Source organism: Pseudomonas sp. SJZ103 (genome assembly GCF_007828335.1).
Classification (GTDB): domain Bacteria; phylum Pseudomonadota; class Gammaproteobacteria; order Pseudomonadales; family Pseudomonadaceae; genus Aquipseudomonas.
In genome coordinates, this window is record NZ_VIUN01000002.1 from 326,333 (window position 1) to 342,157 (window position 15,825).

The 15,825-nt window shown below is 59.5% G+C and carries 15 protein-coding genes; 4 read left to right on the top strand and 11 right to left on the bottom strand.

Going from position 1 to position 15,825, the window contains the following annotated elements:
- Window positions 1–593: 593 nt before the first annotated feature.
- Window positions 594–1,970 (top strand): glutamine synthetase family protein, encoded by a 1,377-nt coding sequence (locus tag FBY10_RS06765; protein ID WP_003213894.1) that lies wholly within the window; start codon window positions 594–596, stop codon window positions 1,968–1,970.
- A gap of 203 nt (window positions 1,971–2,173) precedes the next feature.
- Complete coding sequence (locus FBY10_RS06770; RefSeq protein ID WP_131697562.1) at window positions 2,174–2,803, top strand: TetR/AcrR family transcriptional regulator; 630 nt, start codon at window positions 2,174–2,176, stop codon at window positions 2,801–2,803.
- Between the two features lie 121 nt (window positions 2,804–2,924).
- Here the strand turns inward: FBY10_RS06770 and FBY10_RS06775 are convergent, their stop codons facing one another.
- From FBY10_RS06775 to argE, 10 genes are all read right to left on the bottom strand, one after another.
- Complete coding sequence (locus FBY10_RS06775; RefSeq protein ID WP_003176783.1) at window positions 2,925–3,140, bottom strand: molybdopterin-binding protein; 216 nt, start codon at window positions 3,138–3,140, stop codon at window positions 2,925–2,927.
- Window positions 3,141–3,168: 28 nt separating this feature from the next.
- Window positions 3,169–3,975, bottom strand: coding sequence for an aliphatic sulfonates ABC transporter ATP-binding protein (ssuB, locus tag FBY10_RS06780; protein WP_122716502.1), 807 nt, complete (start codon window positions 3,973–3,975; stop codon window positions 3,169–3,171).
- Entirely contained in the window at window positions 3,972–4,760 is a 789-nt protein-coding gene (gene ssuC, locus FBY10_RS06785; protein ID WP_145336939.1) for an aliphatic sulfonate ABC transporter permease SsuC, read from the bottom strand. The genes ssuB and ssuC overlap by 4 nt, the downstream gene beginning before the upstream one ends.
- A 9-nt stretch (window positions 4,761–4,769) precedes the next feature.
- Complete coding sequence (gene ssuD, locus FBY10_RS06790) at window positions 4,770–5,918, bottom strand: FMNH2-dependent alkanesulfonate monooxygenase (protein ID WP_145336940.1); 1,149 nt, start codon at window positions 5,916–5,918, stop codon at window positions 4,770–4,772.
- Window positions 5,919–5,943: 25 nt separating this feature from the next.
- Window positions 5,944–6,912 (bottom strand): sulfonate ABC transporter substrate-binding protein, encoded by a 969-nt coding sequence (locus FBY10_RS06795; RefSeq protein WP_027608397.1) that lies wholly within the window; start codon window positions 6,910–6,912, stop codon window positions 5,944–5,946.
- Between the two features lie 99 nt (window positions 6,913–7,011).
- Window positions 7,012–7,605, bottom strand: coding sequence for an NADPH-dependent FMN reductase (ssuE, locus tag FBY10_RS06800; protein ID WP_145336941.1), 594 nt, complete (start codon window positions 7,603–7,605; stop codon window positions 7,012–7,014).
- A gap of 199 nt (window positions 7,606–7,804) precedes the next feature.
- Window positions 7,805–8,443 carry a peroxiredoxin gene (locus FBY10_RS06805; protein WP_053127857.1) on the bottom strand — a complete coding sequence of 213 codons (639 nt, stop codon included), beginning with the start codon at window positions 8,441–8,443 and terminating at the stop codon, window positions 7,805–7,807.
- Between the two features lie 275 nt (window positions 8,444–8,718).
- Complete coding sequence (locus tag FBY10_RS06810; RefSeq protein ID WP_131697564.1) at window positions 8,719–10,044, bottom strand: OprD family outer membrane porin; 1,326 nt, start codon at window positions 10,042–10,044, stop codon at window positions 8,719–8,721.
- Between the two features lie 624 nt (window positions 10,045–10,668).
- Window positions 10,669–11,970, bottom strand: coding sequence for an amino-acid N-acetyltransferase (argA, locus tag FBY10_RS06815; RefSeq protein WP_090401578.1), 1,302 nt, complete (start codon window positions 11,968–11,970; stop codon window positions 10,669–10,671).
- 133 nt (window positions 11,971–12,103) lie between these two features.
- On the bottom strand, window positions 12,104–13,252 hold the full coding sequence (argE, locus tag FBY10_RS06820; protein ID WP_145336942.1) for an acetylornithine deacetylase: 1,149 nt from the start codon (window positions 13,250–13,252) through the stop codon (window positions 12,104–12,106).
- A 158-nt stretch (window positions 13,253–13,410) separates the two neighbouring features.
- Here argE and FBY10_RS06825 point away from each other — a divergent pair, with 158 nt between their 5' ends.
- Window positions 13,411–14,778 carry an inorganic triphosphatase gene (locus FBY10_RS06825; protein WP_145336943.1) on the top strand — a complete coding sequence of 456 codons (1,368 nt, stop codon included), beginning with the start codon at window positions 13,411–13,413 and terminating at the stop codon, window positions 14,776–14,778.
- Window positions 14,779–14,844: 66 nt separating this feature from the next.
- On the opposite strand, the gene FBY10_RS06830 is transcribed toward FBY10_RS06825, so the two are convergent.
- Window positions 14,845–15,315 (bottom strand): Lrp/AsnC family transcriptional regulator, encoded by a 471-nt coding sequence (locus FBY10_RS06830; RefSeq protein ID WP_069558544.1) that lies wholly within the window; start codon window positions 15,313–15,315, stop codon window positions 14,845–14,847.
- A 127-nt stretch (window positions 15,316–15,442) separates the two neighbouring features.
- Here FBY10_RS06830 and FBY10_RS06835 point away from each other — a divergent pair, with 127 nt between their 5' ends.
- On the top strand, window positions 15,443–15,781 hold the full coding sequence (locus FBY10_RS06835) for a hypothetical protein (RefSeq protein ID WP_131697567.1): 339 nt from the start codon (window positions 15,443–15,445) through the stop codon (window positions 15,779–15,781).
- Window positions 15,782–15,825 lie beyond the last annotated feature (44 nt).

The following is a 15,825-nucleotide window of genomic DNA, read 5'->3' on the forward strand; positions in this document are numbered from 1 at the left end:
GCCTCTGGGCTGGGTTTCCTGACATCCATTAAAGGCCAGGCGTTGGTTGACGCAGCATCCGCGTCGTTTTTTCGTTCAGGGTAGGAGCTTACCTGCCATTTGCTGCAGCGTTGCATTCCTCAAGCCAAAGTCGTGCAGAATCATGAGCGGCCGCGCAGAAGAGAGCCGGTCAGTGGCAGTCGAAATGGCAAAGAGGAGAGCGGATGGGCCGTCAAGAATATTGGCCGGTGCGTGGGCACTCACGCGGGACGAACGGACTGCGGACAAAGCCTGGCTGAAGCAGGCTGAGACGCCGAGTGGCGGCAGGCGAGACATGAAGCACCCCGGTATTATTGCTGTTATGGGTTTGAATCGAGCTTAGCCTTGTTCATTTTTTTACACAACACCCCCGTAAAAAATACAACACGGCCCGCTCAAGCCTGCGAGTCCCAAGCCCGTCAACCCGAAAAAACCGCCCCAAAAAGCCCCAAAAATGCCGTCACGGCGCTTTTTTAGGGCAAAAAAGGCCTCGCTTGACTTCGGCATGCCGTTCGGGTTGACTGAAACCAGAAAAGATCAATGATTGATATTTTTAACAACAAAGGTGTTGCATCATGTCGGTACCCCCGCGTGCCGTTCAGCTTAACGAAGCGAACGCGTTCCTTAAGGATCATCCTGAGGTTCTGTACGTAGACCTTCTAATTGCGGATATGAATGGTGTGGTGCGCGGTAAGCGCATCGAACGCACCAGCCTCCACAAGGTTTACGAGAAGGGCATTAACCTGCCTGCCTCTTTATTTGCCCTGGATATCAATGGCTCGACGGTGGAAAGCACCGGCCTGGGCCTGGACATCGGTGATGCTGACCGAATCTGTTATCCGATCCCTGACACCCTGTGCAATGAACCTTGGCAAAAGCGCCCTACCGCGCAACTGCTGATGACCATGCACGAACTTGAAGGTGAACCTTTCTTCGCCGATCCGCGCGAAGTGCTCCGCCAAGTTGTAAGCAAGTTTGACGACCTCGGTCTGACCATCTGCGCCGCCTTCGAGCTTGAGTTCTACCTGATCGACCAGGAGAACGTGAACGGCCGCCCACAACCGCCCCGCTCGCCGATCTCCGGCAAACGCCCGCACTCGACACAGGTCTACCTGATCGACGACCTCGACGAATACGTAGACTGCCTCCAGGACATCCTGGAAGGTGCCAAAGAGCAAGGCATCCCGGCCGACGCCATCGTCAAGGAAAGTGCCCCGGCGCAGTTCGAAGTGAACCTGCACCACGTGGCCGACCCGATCAAGGCCTGCGACTACGCAGTACTGCTCAAGCGCCTGATCAAGAACATCGCCTACGACCATGAGATGGATACCACCTTCATGGCCAAGCCTTACCCGGGCCAGGCAGGTAACGGTTTGCACGTACACATCTCGATCCTGGACAAGGACGGCAAGAACATCTTTGCCAGCGAGGATCCCGAGCAGAACGCCGCATTGCGTCACGCGATCGGCGGTGTGCTCGAGACCCTACCCGCCCAAATGGCGTTCCTGTGCCCTAACGTCAACTCCTACCGTCGTTTCGGCGCACAGTTCTACGTGCCGAACTCGCCGTGCTGGGGCCTGGACAACCGCACCGTGGCGATTCGCGTACCGACCGGCTCGTCCGACGCCGTACGGATCGAACACCGTGTGGCCGGTGCCGACGCCAACCCTTACCTGCTGATGGCTTCGGTCCTGGCAGGCGTGCACCACGGTCTGACCAACAAGATCGAACCGGGCGCACCCGTGGAAGGCAACAGCTACGAGCAGAACGAACAGAGCCTGCCGAACAACCTGCGCGATGCCCTGCGCGAGTTGGACGACAGCGAGGTGATGGCCAAGTACATCGATCCTAAATACATCGATATCTTCGTCGCCTGTAAGGAAAGTGAGCTGGAGGAGTTCGAACACTCCATCTCCGACCTTGAGTACAACTGGTACCTGCATACCGTGTAAGCGGTTGCTGCATTGAAAAAACGCTGCGGGCCTTTGGCCTGTGGCGTTTTTTTATGGGTTTCTTCCGGTAGATCGAGTTGGCCTCATCGGGGGCAAGCCCCCTCCCACATTTGAATGTATTCACAGATCAAAGTGTGGGAGGGGTCTGGAAGACAACACTCCTTCCTGCTCATACAATGCCCGCTGCCTTGTAGGAGACTTCCATGCCCACCCGCCCCGCTGCCCCTCGCAAACCCCGTGCCCGCAGCCAGGCGCGGATCGACGCGATTCTCGATGCCGCCCGCACCTTGCTGGCCGCCGAAGGCGTGGCGAGTTTGTCGATCTACAGCGTGGCCGAGCGCGCGCAGATTCCGCCGTCGTCGGTGTATCACTTTTTCGCCGGTGTGCCGGCGCTGCTGGAGGCGTTGACGGCGGATGTGCATGCCGCATTTCGTGCGGCCATCCAGGCGCCCATCGACCACGATTCACTCAAGCATTGGCGCGATCTGTCCTACATCGTCGAACAACGCATGCTCACCATCTACGATCAGGACGCCGCCGCGCGCCAGTTGATCCTGGCGCAGCATGGCCTCACCGAAGTGACCCAGGCCGACCGCCAGCATGATCTGGAACTGGGCGATCTGATGTTCAAGGTGTTCAACCGCCATTTCGAAGTGCCGACACTGCCCAGCGATGTGGATGTGTTCGCCCTGGCGCTGGAGCTGAGCGACCGCGTGTATGCGCGCTCGGTGCATCAGCATGGGCTGATCACGCCGCGTATGGCGGAGGAAGGGATGCGGGTTTTTGATGCGTATGTGGGGCTGTATTTGCCAGCGTATCTGCCTAAGCGCTGAATCCTGGGTTGGCTGGGCCGGCCTCATCGGGGGCAAGCCCCCTGCCACATTTTGAATGTGTTCACAGATCAATATGTGGGAGGGGGCTTGCCCCCGATGACGGTCTCAAGAGCGACGCAAATCACAACTTGGCGATCGACACCTCGGTGGACTTCACGAAGGCAATCACTTCACTGCCGATCACCAGCTCCAGCTCTTTGACCGAGCGGGTGGTGATCACGGAAGTGACGATACCGGACGCGGTCTGCACGTCGATTTCCGACAGCACATCGCCGACTACGATTTCCTTGATGGTGCCTTTGAACTGGTTACGCACGTTGATGGCTTTAATAGTCATGGTGTTCTTCCTTCTCGGGACAAGTGAGTTATTGAGCCCAACGCAATTGCGTAGGCAGCGGTGAAACAGGTTCGGGGTCCGGCGGCGTGCCGGGCAACGACAGCACACGGTTGAGCACTTCGGCTTCCAGCGCGGCCAGGCGATGTGAACCACGGGCCCGTGGGCGCGGCAGATCGACGATCAGGTCGAGGCCGATTTCGCCGTCTTCGATCAGGATTACCCGGTCGGCAATGGCCACGGCTTCGCTGACGTCATGGGTCACCAGCAACACGGTGAAACCGTGCTTTTGCCAAAGGTTTTCGATCAGTTGCTGCATCTCGATGCGGGTCAGGGCGTCCAACGCACCCAGCGGCTCATCCAGCAGCAGCAAGCGCGGCTGGTGGATCAGCGCGCGAGCCAGGGCCACGCGTTGCTTCTGGCCACCGGACAAGGCCGCCGGCCACTCATTGGCACGTTCGGCCAGGCCGACCGCTTCCAGGGCTTCCAAGGCTTTAGGGCGCCAGTTGCCTTTGAGGCCCAAGCCGACGTTGTCGATGATCTTTTTCCACGGCAGCAGGCGCGCTTCCTGGAACATCAACCGCGTGTCTTCAATCGCCTCGCTCAGCGGCGCCGAACCGGCCAGCAGCTCGCCGCCGCTGGCTTTGTCCAGGCCGGCCAACAAGCGCAGTAACGTACTTTTACCGCAGCCACTGCGACCGACCACGGCCACGAACTGGCCCGCCGGAATGTGCAGATCGATTTCCTTGAGCACTTCCCGCGCGCCGAAGGCCTTGCGCAATTTGCGCACCGCCAGGGGAATCCCTTTCAGCAGGCGCGGAGGTTGTTGAGCGGTCATGCCGCACCTCCTTTATTGACTTGATACGCCGGGTGCCAGCGCAGCCAAACACGTTCCAGACCGCGAGCGGCCAGGTCGGCCAGTTTGCCGAGGATGGCGTACATCACGATGGCCAACACCACTACGTCGGTTTGCAGGAATTCGCGGGCGTTCATCGCCAGGTAACCAATGCCGGAGCTGGCAGAGATGGTTTCCGCCACGATCAGCGTCAGCCACATAAAGCCCAGGGCAAAGCGCACGCCCACCAGGATCGAAGGCAGCGCGCCCGGCAGGATCACTTGCCAGAACAGGCTGAAACAGGACAAGCCATAGCTGCGCGACATTTCCACCAGCGCCGGGTCGACGTTGCGGATGCCGTGGTAAGTGTTGAGGTAGATCGGGAACAGCGTGCCGAGGGCCACCAGGAAAATCTTTGCGGTCTCATCGATGCCGAACCACAGGATCACCAGCGGAATCAGCGCCAAATGCGGCACGTTGCGGATCATCTGCACCGAGCTGTCCAGCAGGCGTTCGCCCCACGTCGACAGGCCGGTGATAAATCCCAGCGCCAGGCCGATGCTGCCACCGATCACAAAGCCCAGGCCCGCCCGCCAGCCACTGATAGCCAGGTGCGTCCAGATTTCGCCGCTGCGCACCAGGTTGACCCCGGCCTCAATCACCGCGCTGGGCGCCGGCAGAATACGCGTCGACAACCAGCCCGCCGACACCGATAACTGCCACACCGCCAGCAATAGAATCGGCAGCACCCAGGGCGCCACGCGATGGCTCAATTTTTCAAAGTTCATGGCGCCGCCTCAGCTCTGTGACGCAGCTTTGGGAAGGATATCGTTGGCGACCATTTCGCCGAACGGGCTCACGTAACCGGCGCTTTTCGGCAACTCTGGACGTTCGATATCCAGGTGCGGGAACAGCAGCTCGGCAACCCGATACGACTCTTCCAGGTGTGGATAACCGGAGAAGATGAAGGTGTCGATGCCCAGCGCTGCGTACTCCTTGACCCGTTCTGCAACCGTCGGACCATCGCCCACCAGCGCGGTGCCCGCACCGCCACGCACCAGGCCGACGCCGGCCCACAGGTTGGGGCTGACTTCCAGGTTGTCGCGATTACCGCCATGCAAGGCCGCCATACGCTGCTGGCCGACGGAATCGAAGCGCGCCAGGGAAGCCTGGGCACGGACGATGGTGTCGTCGTCCAGATGGGAGATCAGTTTGTCGGCGGCTTTCCAGGCTTCATCATTGGTTTCGCGCACGATCACATGCAGACGAATGCCGAAGCGCACGGTGCGCCCGAGTTTCGCCGCCTTGGCCCGCACCTGTTCGATCTTCTCGGCGACCGCGGCCGGTGGCTCGCCCCAGGTCAGCACCATCTCCACTTGTTCGGCGGCCAGGTCCTGGGCCGCTTCGGAGGAACCGCCGAAGTACAGCGGCGGGCGTGGTTGCTGGATCGGTGGGTAAAGCAACTTGGCGCCTTTGACGCTGATGTGCTCGCCGTCGTAATCCACGGTTTCGCCTTCCAGCACGCGGCGCCAGATGCGGGTGAATTCCACCGAAGCCTGGTAGCGCTCTTCATGACTGAGGAACAAGCCATCGCCGGCCAACTCTTCCGGGTCACCACCGGTCACCAGGTTGAACAGCGCGCGGCCGCCGGACAGGCGGTCCAGGGTCGCGGCCTGGCGCGCCGCCACCGTCGGGGAAATGATCCCGGGGCGCAGTGCGACAAGAAATTTCAAACGCTGGGTCACCGGGATCAGCGAGGCGGCCACCAACCACGAGTCTTCGCAGGAACGACCGGTGGGGATCAGCACCCCGCCGAATCCCAGGCGGTCAGCGGCCTGGGCCACTTGCTGCAGATAACCGTGATCAACAGCGCGAGCGCCTTCGGCGGTGCCAAGGTAATGGCCGTCGCCGTGGGTAGGCAGGAACCAGAAAATAGTGAGGCTCATGGAGTTGTCTCCTGAAGAAATCGGATTACGGCGCTTTAGCCACGGCAGCAGGTGGCGTCCAGATCACGTCCTTGATGCTCAAGGGCTTGGGGATCAATTTGAGTTGGTAGAAGCTGTCGGCGATTTTCTGCTGGGCCGCCACCACTTCCGGGGTCAGGAACAGCGCGCCGTAGCCCTGGCGTTTTACCGAGGTCAGGGTGATGTCAGCCGGCAGGCCGAGCAGTGGTGCGACCTGCTCGGTCACTTCCTGAGGGTTGGCCTTGGACCACTCGCCCACCGCACGCACTTCTTCGATCAGCGCCTTGACCACTTCAGGGTGCTTTTCGGCGTACGGCTTGGTGGCCAGGTAGAACTGGTGGTTGTCGGCGATGCCGGTGCCGTCACGCAAGGTGCGCGCTTGCAGTTGTTTCTCGGCGGCGGCCTGGTACGGGTCCCAGATCACCCACGCATCCACGCTGCCACGCTCGAAGGCGGCACGGGCATCGGCGGGCGGCAGGAAGACGGTCTGCACGTCGGTGTATTTCAGGCCGGCGTCTTCCAGGGCACGCACCAGCAGGTAGTGCACGTTGGAGCCTTTGTTGAGCACGACTTTCTTGCCCTTGAGCTCGGCCACCGATTTGATCGTCGAGTCTTTCGGCACCAGGATCGCTTCACTGGTGGGCGCTGGCGGCTCGTAGGCCACATAGAGCAGGTCGGCACCGGCGGCCTGGGCGAAGACCGGCGGGGTTTCGCCGGTGACACCGAAGTCGATGGAGCCGACGTTCAGGCCTTCGAGCAGTTGCGGGCCGCCGGGAAACTCGGTCCATTGCACCTGCACACCTTGGGCGGCCAGGCGTTTTTCCAGGGTGCCCTTGGCCTTGAGCAGCACCAGGGTTCCGTATTTCTGGTAACCGATCCGCAGGGTCTCGGCGGCTTGAGCCTGAACGATGGCGCCGAAGGACACAGCCGCAGCAAACAGTGCGACCAGACCACGACGCAAGATGACAGTGCGCATGGCGCTCTCTCCAAATAGTGCGATGAGGGGGTTGGCTGCACCTGCTTGGCCGTTGGCGGCTGAGTAAGGTGAGTACATCTATATAGCGGTGAGGCTTACTTAAATGCTCCAGCGAGCACTCAACAAACGTTCATTCAACACATGCGGGTCCAGCGGTTTCGGACGACGGGCCATGGCGCCATAAAGCGTCTCCAGGGCTTCGTGCAAACGGTGTTCGAGGACCGGCACCAGTTGCGCCTGGGCACTGCCTTCGCCGTAGGCGATCTGGCTGTCTTCGGCGAAAATCCCGTGGAGCAGTTCCTGGGCTTTGAGGGCCGACAATACCGGCTTCAAGGCGTAATCCACCGCCAGCATGTGGGCGATGCTGCCGCCGGTCGCCATCGCCAGCACAACCTTGTGGGCCAGGGCGCGTTCGGGCAGCAGGTCCAGCACGGTTTTCAACGCGCCGGAGAACGACGCCTTGTACACCGGCGTGGCGATCACCAGGCCATCCGCGTTAGCCACCTGTTGCAGCAGGTCAATGACCTTGGGGCTGTCGAAGCGTGCATGCAGCAAGTCTTCAGCCGGGAAGTCACGTATCTGGTAACTCACCACTTCAACGCCTTTGTCTTGCAACCACTGACGGGTTTTTTCCAACAAGACCCCGGAGCGGGAACGCTGGCTGGGACTGCCTCCAAGTGTTACGACCAACATGCAGGAATTCCTTGAGCAAGTGCCGGCGGTTCGCTGTGTGGCGATGGCGCCAAGATGGACAGACCTTATCAGCAGATCAATATATCTATAAATCTTATTTTTTCATTTGTTTATTCTTTAAATGCATATCAGATTTGTAAGTCGCCAGGCGAAAAAAAGGCCGTAGAAACGGCCTGAAAACCCCTGCTGTGATTCAGTTTCACCGATTGGGTTGTGGAGTAAGCCGCAAGTAGGGCTTCACCGCCCGATAACCCTTCGGAAAGCGCTTCTTGATCTCTTCCTCATCCTTGAGCGACGGCACGATCACCACTTCATCACCGTCCTGCCAGTTGGCGGGGGTGGCGACTTTGTAGTTGTCGGTCAGTTGCAGCGAGTCGATGACCCGCAGGATTTCGTGGAAATTACGGCCGGTGCTGGCCGGGTAGGTGATGGTCAGGCGGACCTTCTTGTTCGGGTCGATCACGAACAAGGAACGCACGGTGAGGGTGTCACTGGCGTTCGGGTGGATCAGGTCGTAGAGGTCCGAAACCTTGCGGTCGGCGTCGGCCAGGATCGGGAAATTGACGACGGTGTCCTGGGTTTCGTTGATGTCTTCGATCCACTTGTGGTGCGAGTCCACCGGGTCCACCGACAGGGCGATGGCCTTGACGCCGCGCTTGGCGAATTCGTCCTTGAGCTTGGCGGTAAAGCCCAGCTCAGTGGTGCACACCGGGGTGAAGTCCGCCGGGTGGGAAAACAACACACCCCAGCTGTCGCCCAGCCATTCGTGAAAACGAATCTTGCCGGCGCTGGAATCCTGTTCGAAGTCGGGGGCGATGTCGCCCAGTCTTAGGCTCATGGTGTGGCTCCTGGTGAGTGCTTATGGAGCCCACTGTGCATGGATTACGGGTTATTTAAAAAGAATAAATATCGATTTATCTAGACGATAAAGGAATATTAAAAATGTGTTCATTGGACGTGGGAAATGGAGAGGCGCACCATCGGTTCCAAGGTTCGAGAAGGCCTTGAGACGCTGTACAAAGAGGGGTTCAGGAAGGGCTTGCGGGGGTTTAGCCCGACTTGATTGAACGTGAGAAAAACCTCGCGATAACGCGAGGTTTTCCTTATCCAGCCTTACAAGAAGCTGTAAGTGTAGTTGAAGATCAGACGTGTCTGATCCTGGTCCTGGATACCGGTACCGCTGCCACGGTACGCACCGTGCCGCAGAGTGGTGCCAAAACCTTTGAGTGCGCCTGCCTGAATGGTGTAGTCGATACGCATATCGCGCTCCCACTCGGACTGATCACTGCCACCGCCCACGGCTTTGATGTTGTCGCCGTGCAAGTAGGCAATCGAGGTTCGCAGGCCTGGAACACCCAGTGCAGCGAAGTCATAAGAGTACTGACCGAAGGTGGTGTTTTCACCCGCACGGACGAAGGAGTTGATCATGCTGTCGGTGAACAGGTAGAAGCTCGACCCGCCAGCACCTTCGTTACGACCATTACCATCCAAAACGTTACCCTGGTTCACCCAGACGAAACCACCGTCATCGCTGACACGCTGATGGCCGAGCATAACGGCGCTGCCACCCAGGGTGTAAGTGAACATGGCACTCCAGGTTTTGTTATCAACCTCACCCGTGTTCTTCGCGTAGCCACCGTTGTTGTTGAAGCGATACCCAGCCTGACCGTTCTTGCCATCAGAACTGCTGTCGAAGTAGCGCAGGTCGGTCTTGAATGACTGACCTTCGCTGATCGGGTATACGTGCAACAAGCCCAGGAAGTGCTGCTTATAGTAGTCTTCGAGGTTTGCGTAGTAGTACTGCAGGGTCAAGTCTTTGGTGACTTTCCAATCAGCGCCACCAAAACGGAACTTATTGCTTTCCTCGGTACCGCCGGCGACGGCCAGGCCAGTGCTGTTGCTTGAAGCACGACCAGTGGCATGTTCGAGTTGACCGGCGTTAAAGGTCACGTTGTCGATTTCTTTGGAAGTGACAGTGCCGCCTTCAAAGCTTTGCGGCAACAAACGGCCGTCGCTCGCGATCAGGATTGGAAGGTTCGGCGCCAGGGCACCACCCAAGTGTGCCTCGGTCTTGGAGAAGCGGGCCTTGGCGTTGGCACTCGCACTGCTCCAACTGCTTACCGCAGAACCGTCGGTGTCACTTGGAACGAAGGAGTTGCTGTTTGGGTGATGACCGCGGCCACCATCCAGGTGAACACCTACCAATGCCTGGGCGTCGATACCAAAACCAACGACACCTTGAGTGAAGCCAGACTTGTAATCGAACTTCAGACCGGTAGCTGTTTCGCGTTGATCAGCACCGCCATCACGCTGATCGTTATCGAAATACAAGGTACGCGAGCTGACACTGGCCTTACTGTCTTCAATGAAACCGGCTGCTGCAGCTTGCTGGGCGACTGCCGCCAACGCTATAGCCAACGCCAAGGTGGACTTCTTCATGTACCGCTCCTCTCATTTCTAATTTTTGTATTTCTTTGGTCTCGGGTCTGACGCCCTTGATCCACAGATGCGCGATTAGCACCGGATAGTGACTGCCAAGTCAATCGTAACCTTGTGTGTCTACTACCTTCGTCTAACCACCGTTGATTTGGTCCCTGCAGGGTAATGAGTTTTTCATACACCCAAAAAGAATTATTTCATTCTTTTTAATACGATTCAGGAATAAGCCATTCCGTGATGCGGACAGGCGAGCATAGACCATCTGCTCCACAAGCTAATTCCTAAAGGGTATTTATTAGCGCTTTTTTAGAACGATTAGTGTTGACGCTCTGCCGCATACGTCACCCACGATCAAAAAGGCGACGCCATCATGGCCAAAGGCACATCCTCTCGTCAATTTGTTACAGTTTTTGTGTCACTAATAGTTTCTTTTGCTGTCCAAGCCGCCCCTTCGACGATTCAGGTGTGTGTGGAACTCCCACAATCTACCCATAGCCGCCATCCTGTTATCGGCGTCAGATCAAGAATGCTTAAACTTTAGTCGTGCGTGACGGCACGCCAGATTGGCCTGCGACGCGGGCAGGCTCTTACACGAGCCTGCTCATTGACTTGGGAGGTAGGGCTTTACAAGGCCTTCTCGAAAATCTTCGAGTTACGCTGGTAGTTGTACAGCGAGGCCCGCGCCGACGGCAGGCGATCAACGCTGCTCGGCACAAAGCCGCGCTCACGGAACCAGTGGGCAGTCCGCGTGGTAAGTACGAACAAGGTCTTCAAACCCTGCGCCCGGGCACGGGTTTCGATACGCTCCAGCAGCTCATCACCACGCCCGCCATGGCGGTACTCCGGGTTCACCGCCAGGCACGCCAGCTCACCCGCGTCCGAATCGGCGATCTGATACAACGCCGCACAGGCGATGATCATGCCTTCGCGCTCCACCACGCTGAACTGCTCGATCTCACGTTCGAGCACTTCCCGCGAACGGCGTACCAGGATGCCCTGCTCTTCCAGCGGGCTGATCAGGTCGAGCAAACCGCCGACGTCTTCAATCGCCGCCTCGCGCACCAGTTCGAATTGCTCCTGAGCCACCAGCGTACCGCCGCCATCGCGGGTAAACAGCTCGGTGAGCAAGGCGCCATCTTCGGCGTAGCTGACGATATGGCTGCGCCCTACCCCACCCCGGCAGGCCTGGGCGGCCGCATCGAGCAATTCGGACTGGTAGTTGCTGCTGCCCAGGCGTTGCAGATGCGCCGGTACTTGTTGCGGGCGCAGTTCGCGCACCAGACGGCCGTTTTCATCGATCAGGCCGAGATCCGCGCCGAACAGCAGCAGCTTGTCGGCCCCCAAGTCGATGGCGGCGCGGGTGGCGACGTCTTCGCAGGCCAGGTTGAAGATCTCACCCGTAGGCGAATAGCCCAGGGGTGACAACAGCACAATGGAGCGCTCATCCAGCAGGCGGTTGATGCCCTTGCGGTCGACCCGGCGCACTTCGCCGGTGTGGTGGTAATCCACACCTTCAAGCACGCCAATAGGCCGCGCGGTCACCAGGTTGCCGCTGGCCACCCGTAGGCGCGAGCCCTGCATCGGCGACGAGGCCATGTCCATCGACAAGCGCGCTTCGATGGCGATACGCAGGTGGCCAACCGCGTCGATCACACACTCCAGCGTCGCGGCATCGGTGATGCGCATGCCTTCGTGGTAAGTCGGGATCAGGCCGCGCGCTTCAAGGCGCGCTTCGATCTGAGGGCGCGAACCGTGCACCAGCACCAGGCGCACGCCCAGACTGTGAAGCAGCACCAGGTCGTGGACGATATTGCCGAAGTTCGGATGATCCACGCCGTCGCCGGGCAACATGACCACAAAGGTGCAGTCGCGGTGGGCGTTGATGTAGGGCGAAGCATGACGAAGCCAATTAACGTAGTCGGGCATGGAACCTGGGCCTGTAATAAAAAGCAGCCGAAAAAGGATGAGTCGTGAAAACGCACAGCGGGCTGATGGTTATCGTCGGAACAGGCTTGGCGACACGCTCGCTCTCCTTATGTACGAATGGACAGGGGTTAATTTACGCAGGTTTCAGGCAGTAATGTTCGATCAGTTCCCGCAATAGAAGCACTGTAGGCGTCAAGCGTGACATTTCGAGGTACTCGCCCGGTTGATGGGCACAGGCGATGTCGCCAGGCCCCAGCACCAGGGTTTCACAACCAAGGCGCTGAAGATAAGGCGCTTCGGTGCCGAACGCTACTGCTTCGGCACGATGACCGGTCAATCGTTCCGCGACCCGCACCAACTCGGCGTCTTCGGCCTGTTCGAACGGCGGCACTGCGGGGAACAACGGCGCGTAGTCGATCTTGACTTTATGGCGCTCGGCCAGCGGTTCGAGCTTTTGCCGGATAGCCGCACGCAGCACTTCGGGATCCATGCCCGGCAAGGGCCGCAGGTCGAATTCCAGGGAGCACTGGCCACAGATGCGGTTGGGGTTGTCGCCGCCATGGATACAGCCGAAGTTCATGGTCGGTTGCGGCACGCTGAATTGTGCATTGCGGTACTCGCGCTGCCAGGCCAGGCGAAGGCCGCGCAGTTCGCCGATGGCGTCGTGCATGGCTTCGAGGGCGCTATGGCCCAGGCTTGGATCCGACGAATGACCACTTTGGCCGAGAATGTCGATGCGCTCCATCATCACGCCTTTGTGCAGGCGGATCGGCTTGAGACCGGTCGGTTCGCCGATCACCGCCGCGCGGCCCAGCGGGCGCCCGGCTTCGGCCAATGCCCGGGCACCGGACATGGAGCTTTCTTCATCGCAGGTGGCGAGGATCAGCAACGGCTGCTTGAACGGCTGATCCAGCAGCGGCAACACCGCTTCAATCGCCAGCGCGAAAAAGCCCTTCATGTCGCAACTACCCAATCCTACCCAACGGCCGTCGACTTCCGTCAGCTTGAGCGGCTCGGTCTTCCACAACGCCGCGTCATAAGGAACGGTATCGCTATGGCCGGCCAACACCAGACCGCCGGGGCCAGTGCCGAAACTGGCCAGCAGGTTGAATTTGCCGGGGCTGACGGACTGGATGTCGATGGAGAAACCCAGGTCGCCCAACCAACTGGCGAGCAGATCGATCACCGGGCGGTTAGTCTGGTCGAGAGACGCTTGGGTGCAACTGACCGAAGGCGCGGCAATCAGCGCGGCGAACTGCTCTTTCATGGACGGTAACGGCATGCGCGGTCTCCCTACTTCCCGGATGAGCCCCACTATAGAGCCATCTGCACGACACAATAAACCGTTGCGGCGCGTTGCCGGGCTCAGTCCTGTACACTGCACGACCTTGGCAGCCACTCTTTTTCCCGGCTGCGCTCCCGATTCTGGATTTTCCGGCCATGCAGAAAGAAACCGAAATCAAGCTCCGCGTCAGCCGCGAAACACTCGCCGCGCTGCGTGAGCACCCGTTACTGAAAAAACGCAACAAAAGTGGCTGGGAACGCCGTGAGTTGATGAACCAGTACTTCGACACCCCCGACCGCGACCTGGCCCAGGCCAAAGTCGCCCTGCGCCTGCGCAAGGACGGTGACGACATTATCCAGACCCTCAAGACCCGTGGCCAAAGCGTCGCTGGTTTGTCGGAACGCAACGAGTACAACTGGGACCTACCCAAAGCCAAGCTCGACGTAAAGAAACTCGACGGCGAGTGCTGGCCCGAGCAGCTGGCCGAGTTGGACAAAAAAACCCTCAAGCCGATCTTCACCACCGACTTCGTGCGCGAACGCGCCGAAATCGCTTGGGGCCGTGGCAAGGCCAAGGTGGTGATCGAAGCCGCCCTGGACCTGGGCCATGTGGTGGTCGGCAAGCAGAAAGAAGAAATCTGCGAGCTGGAACTGGAACTGCGCGAAGGCGAACCGGCTGCCCTACTGGAGTTGGCCGCCGAGCTGGCCGCCACCCTCGCACTGATGCCGTGTGACATCAGCAAGGCCGAGCGCGGCTACCGCCTGTACGACGCCAGCAGCTACTCCTTGAGCCTGCCGGCCCCGCAGATCCACGCCGAAATGCCGCTGGACGACGCCTTCGCCGCAATCATGTGGCACCTGCTCGGCAGCAGCCAGCGCCTGGCCGAGCAATACCGCTTCAATGGCCACTGGCGTCTACTGCAGGACTGGGTCGACAACCTCGGCGAACTGCGCGCCCTGATCGGCAGCCTCGGCCAGGCCGCACCACGTCAATCCACCAGCGAACTGCGCAGCGCACTCGATGCACTGCTGGAAGACTGGCGCCCGCTGGTCCAGGCCGGTGACGACGACGAAGACATTCGCAAAGCCGCGCCCGAGCAATTCGCCGAAGAATTGGATGACGTACGCTGGGGCTTGTTCTCGCTGAACACATCCCGCTGGCTAATGGCCCGCACCTGGACCTCCGACCGCACCGTGCGCGGCAACCGCCAGGGCGCTGCGCAAATCACCAACTGGCTGCCGCGCCTGCTGGCCGACGATGCCGTCGCCCTGCAACTGCCGCGCTACCAGCAGCAGCCGGAAGACCTGGCAGAGCAACTGCCACGCATCGAGCGCATCCAGGCCTGGCTGCACCATGCGCGTAACGTGGTGGATATTCCGGAACTGGATCGTTTGTACGGCGAGCTGAACAAGCTGGTGCAACTGGCCAACCAGCCGATCACCGATGAGTCGCTGGATGCGCGTATGCATCAGGCGATTGCGGTGTACCAGAACCGTGCCTGGAAGACCCTCCTGCGTCTGTAATATCGCCATCGGGGGCAAGTCGAATCGTCGCGGTACGACGATTCGACTTGCCCCCGATGAGGCCGGTCAGCGCAATACTGGCAGGCTGGTGGTCGACTTGATCTCAGACAGCGCCACAATCGAGTTGACCTCCTGAATCCCCGGCACCATCGACAGCTTCTCGAAAAAAAACCGCTCGTACGCCTCAATGTCCGACGTCACGATGCGCAGCAGAAAATCCACCGCCCCCATCAGCACATAGCACTCCAAGACTTCCGGAAACCCACGAATCGCTTCGGTGAACTCGGTGAAGTTGGATCGGCCGTGGGCGTTGAGTTTGACCTCGGCGAAGATCTGCGTATTGAGGCCGATCTTCTTGCGATCCAACAGGGTGACCTGGCCGCGAATCACCCCTTCGTCCTTGAGCCGCTGGATGCGCCGCCAGCACGGCGACTGGGACAGGCCCACTTGCTCGGCGATCTGCGCGCTGGACAGCGAGGCGTCCTCTTGCAACAGGGCCAGGATGCGGCGGTCATAGGCGTCCAACTCGCTGTGCATAGAAATACCTTTAATTCTGGCTATTCTGAATTGATTGATTCGATTAATCGCAAATCAGGCTCATCTTAGATAAGAAATCTCCCGAGGCGAATGTAAAAATTTCTCCAGTCGAATCTGGAGAATCAGCATGCATGTCGTCGAAACCACCCACCCCCTGACCCGCGTCGATGTGTGGGCCGCCAACAGCGCCCATTGCCGAGCGCATTACCAGATCGTCGCCGAAGCGGAGCCCGATGTGTTGTGTCGGGTACTCAACTATTTTGCGTTGCAGTTCTTAACACCGAGCCAGGTCACCGTGAGCCGCCAAGAAGACCTGCTGAACATCGATATCGTGATGGAAAGCCTGAGCTGGCATCGCGCCCAAGTGATCGGTGAAAAGATTCGAAACCTGATCAGCGTGTGCACGCTGCACGTGTGGCCGGTTGATTCCGTAGGGCCCGCAGCAGTGGCGGCAGCAGCTCAGTAAAGGCCTGCAACATACGCTGGGAGGAGGATCTTCGAGGGCCGGCT

Bases quoted from the DNA above. Each gene is read 5' to 3' on its own strand.
- FBY10_RS06765 (WP_003213894.1), top strand. From the start codon at position 594: ATGTCGGTACCCCCGCGTGCCGTTCAGCTTAACGAAGCGAACGCGTTC.
- FBY10_RS06770 (WP_131697562.1), top strand. From the start codon at position 2,174: ATGCCCACCCGCCCCGCTGCCCCTCGCAAACCCCGTGCCCGCAGCCAG.
- FBY10_RS06775 (WP_003176783.1), bottom strand. From the start codon at position 3,140: ATGACTATTAAAGCCATCAACGTGCGTAACCAGTTCAAAGGCACCATC.
- ssuB (WP_122716502.1), bottom strand. From the start codon at position 3,975: ATGACCGCTCAACAACCTCCGCGCCTGCTGAAAGGGATTCCCCTGGCG.
- ssuC (WP_145336939.1), bottom strand. From the start codon at position 4,760: ATGAACTTTGAAAAATTGAGCCATCGCGTGGCGCCCTGGGTGCTGCCG.
- ssuD (WP_145336940.1), bottom strand. From the start codon at position 5,918: ATGAGCCTCACTATTTTCTGGTTCCTGCCTACCCACGGCGACGGCCAT.
- FBY10_RS06795 (WP_027608397.1), bottom strand. From the start codon at position 6,912: ATGCGCACTGTCATCTTGCGTCGTGGTCTGGTCGCACTGTTTGCTGCG.
- ssuE (WP_145336941.1), bottom strand. From the start codon at position 7,605: ATGTTGGTCGTAACACTTGGAGGCAGTCCCAGCCAGCGTTCCCGCTCC.
- FBY10_RS06805 (WP_053127857.1), bottom strand. From the start codon at position 8,443: ATGAGCCTAAGACTGGGCGACATCGCCCCCGACTTCGAACAGGATTCC.
- FBY10_RS06810 (WP_131697564.1), bottom strand. From the start codon at position 10,044: ATGAAGAAGTCCACCTTGGCGTTGGCTATAGCGTTGGCGGCAGTCGCC.
- argA (WP_090401578.1), bottom strand. From the start codon at position 11,970: ATGCCCGACTACGTTAATTGGCTTCGTCATGCTTCGCCCTACATCAAC.
- argE (WP_145336942.1), bottom strand. From the start codon at position 13,252: ATGCCGTTACCGTCCATGAAAGAGCAGTTCGCCGCGCTGATTGCCGCG.
- FBY10_RS06825 (WP_145336943.1), top strand. From the start codon at position 13,411: ATGCAGAAAGAAACCGAAATCAAGCTCCGCGTCAGCCGCGAAACACTC.
- FBY10_RS06830 (WP_069558544.1), bottom strand. From the start codon at position 15,315: ATGCACAGCGAGTTGGACGCCTATGACCGCCGCATCCTGGCCCTGTTG.
- FBY10_RS06835 (WP_131697567.1), top strand. From the start codon at position 15,443: ATGCATGTCGTCGAAACCACCCACCCCCTGACCCGCGTCGATGTGTGG.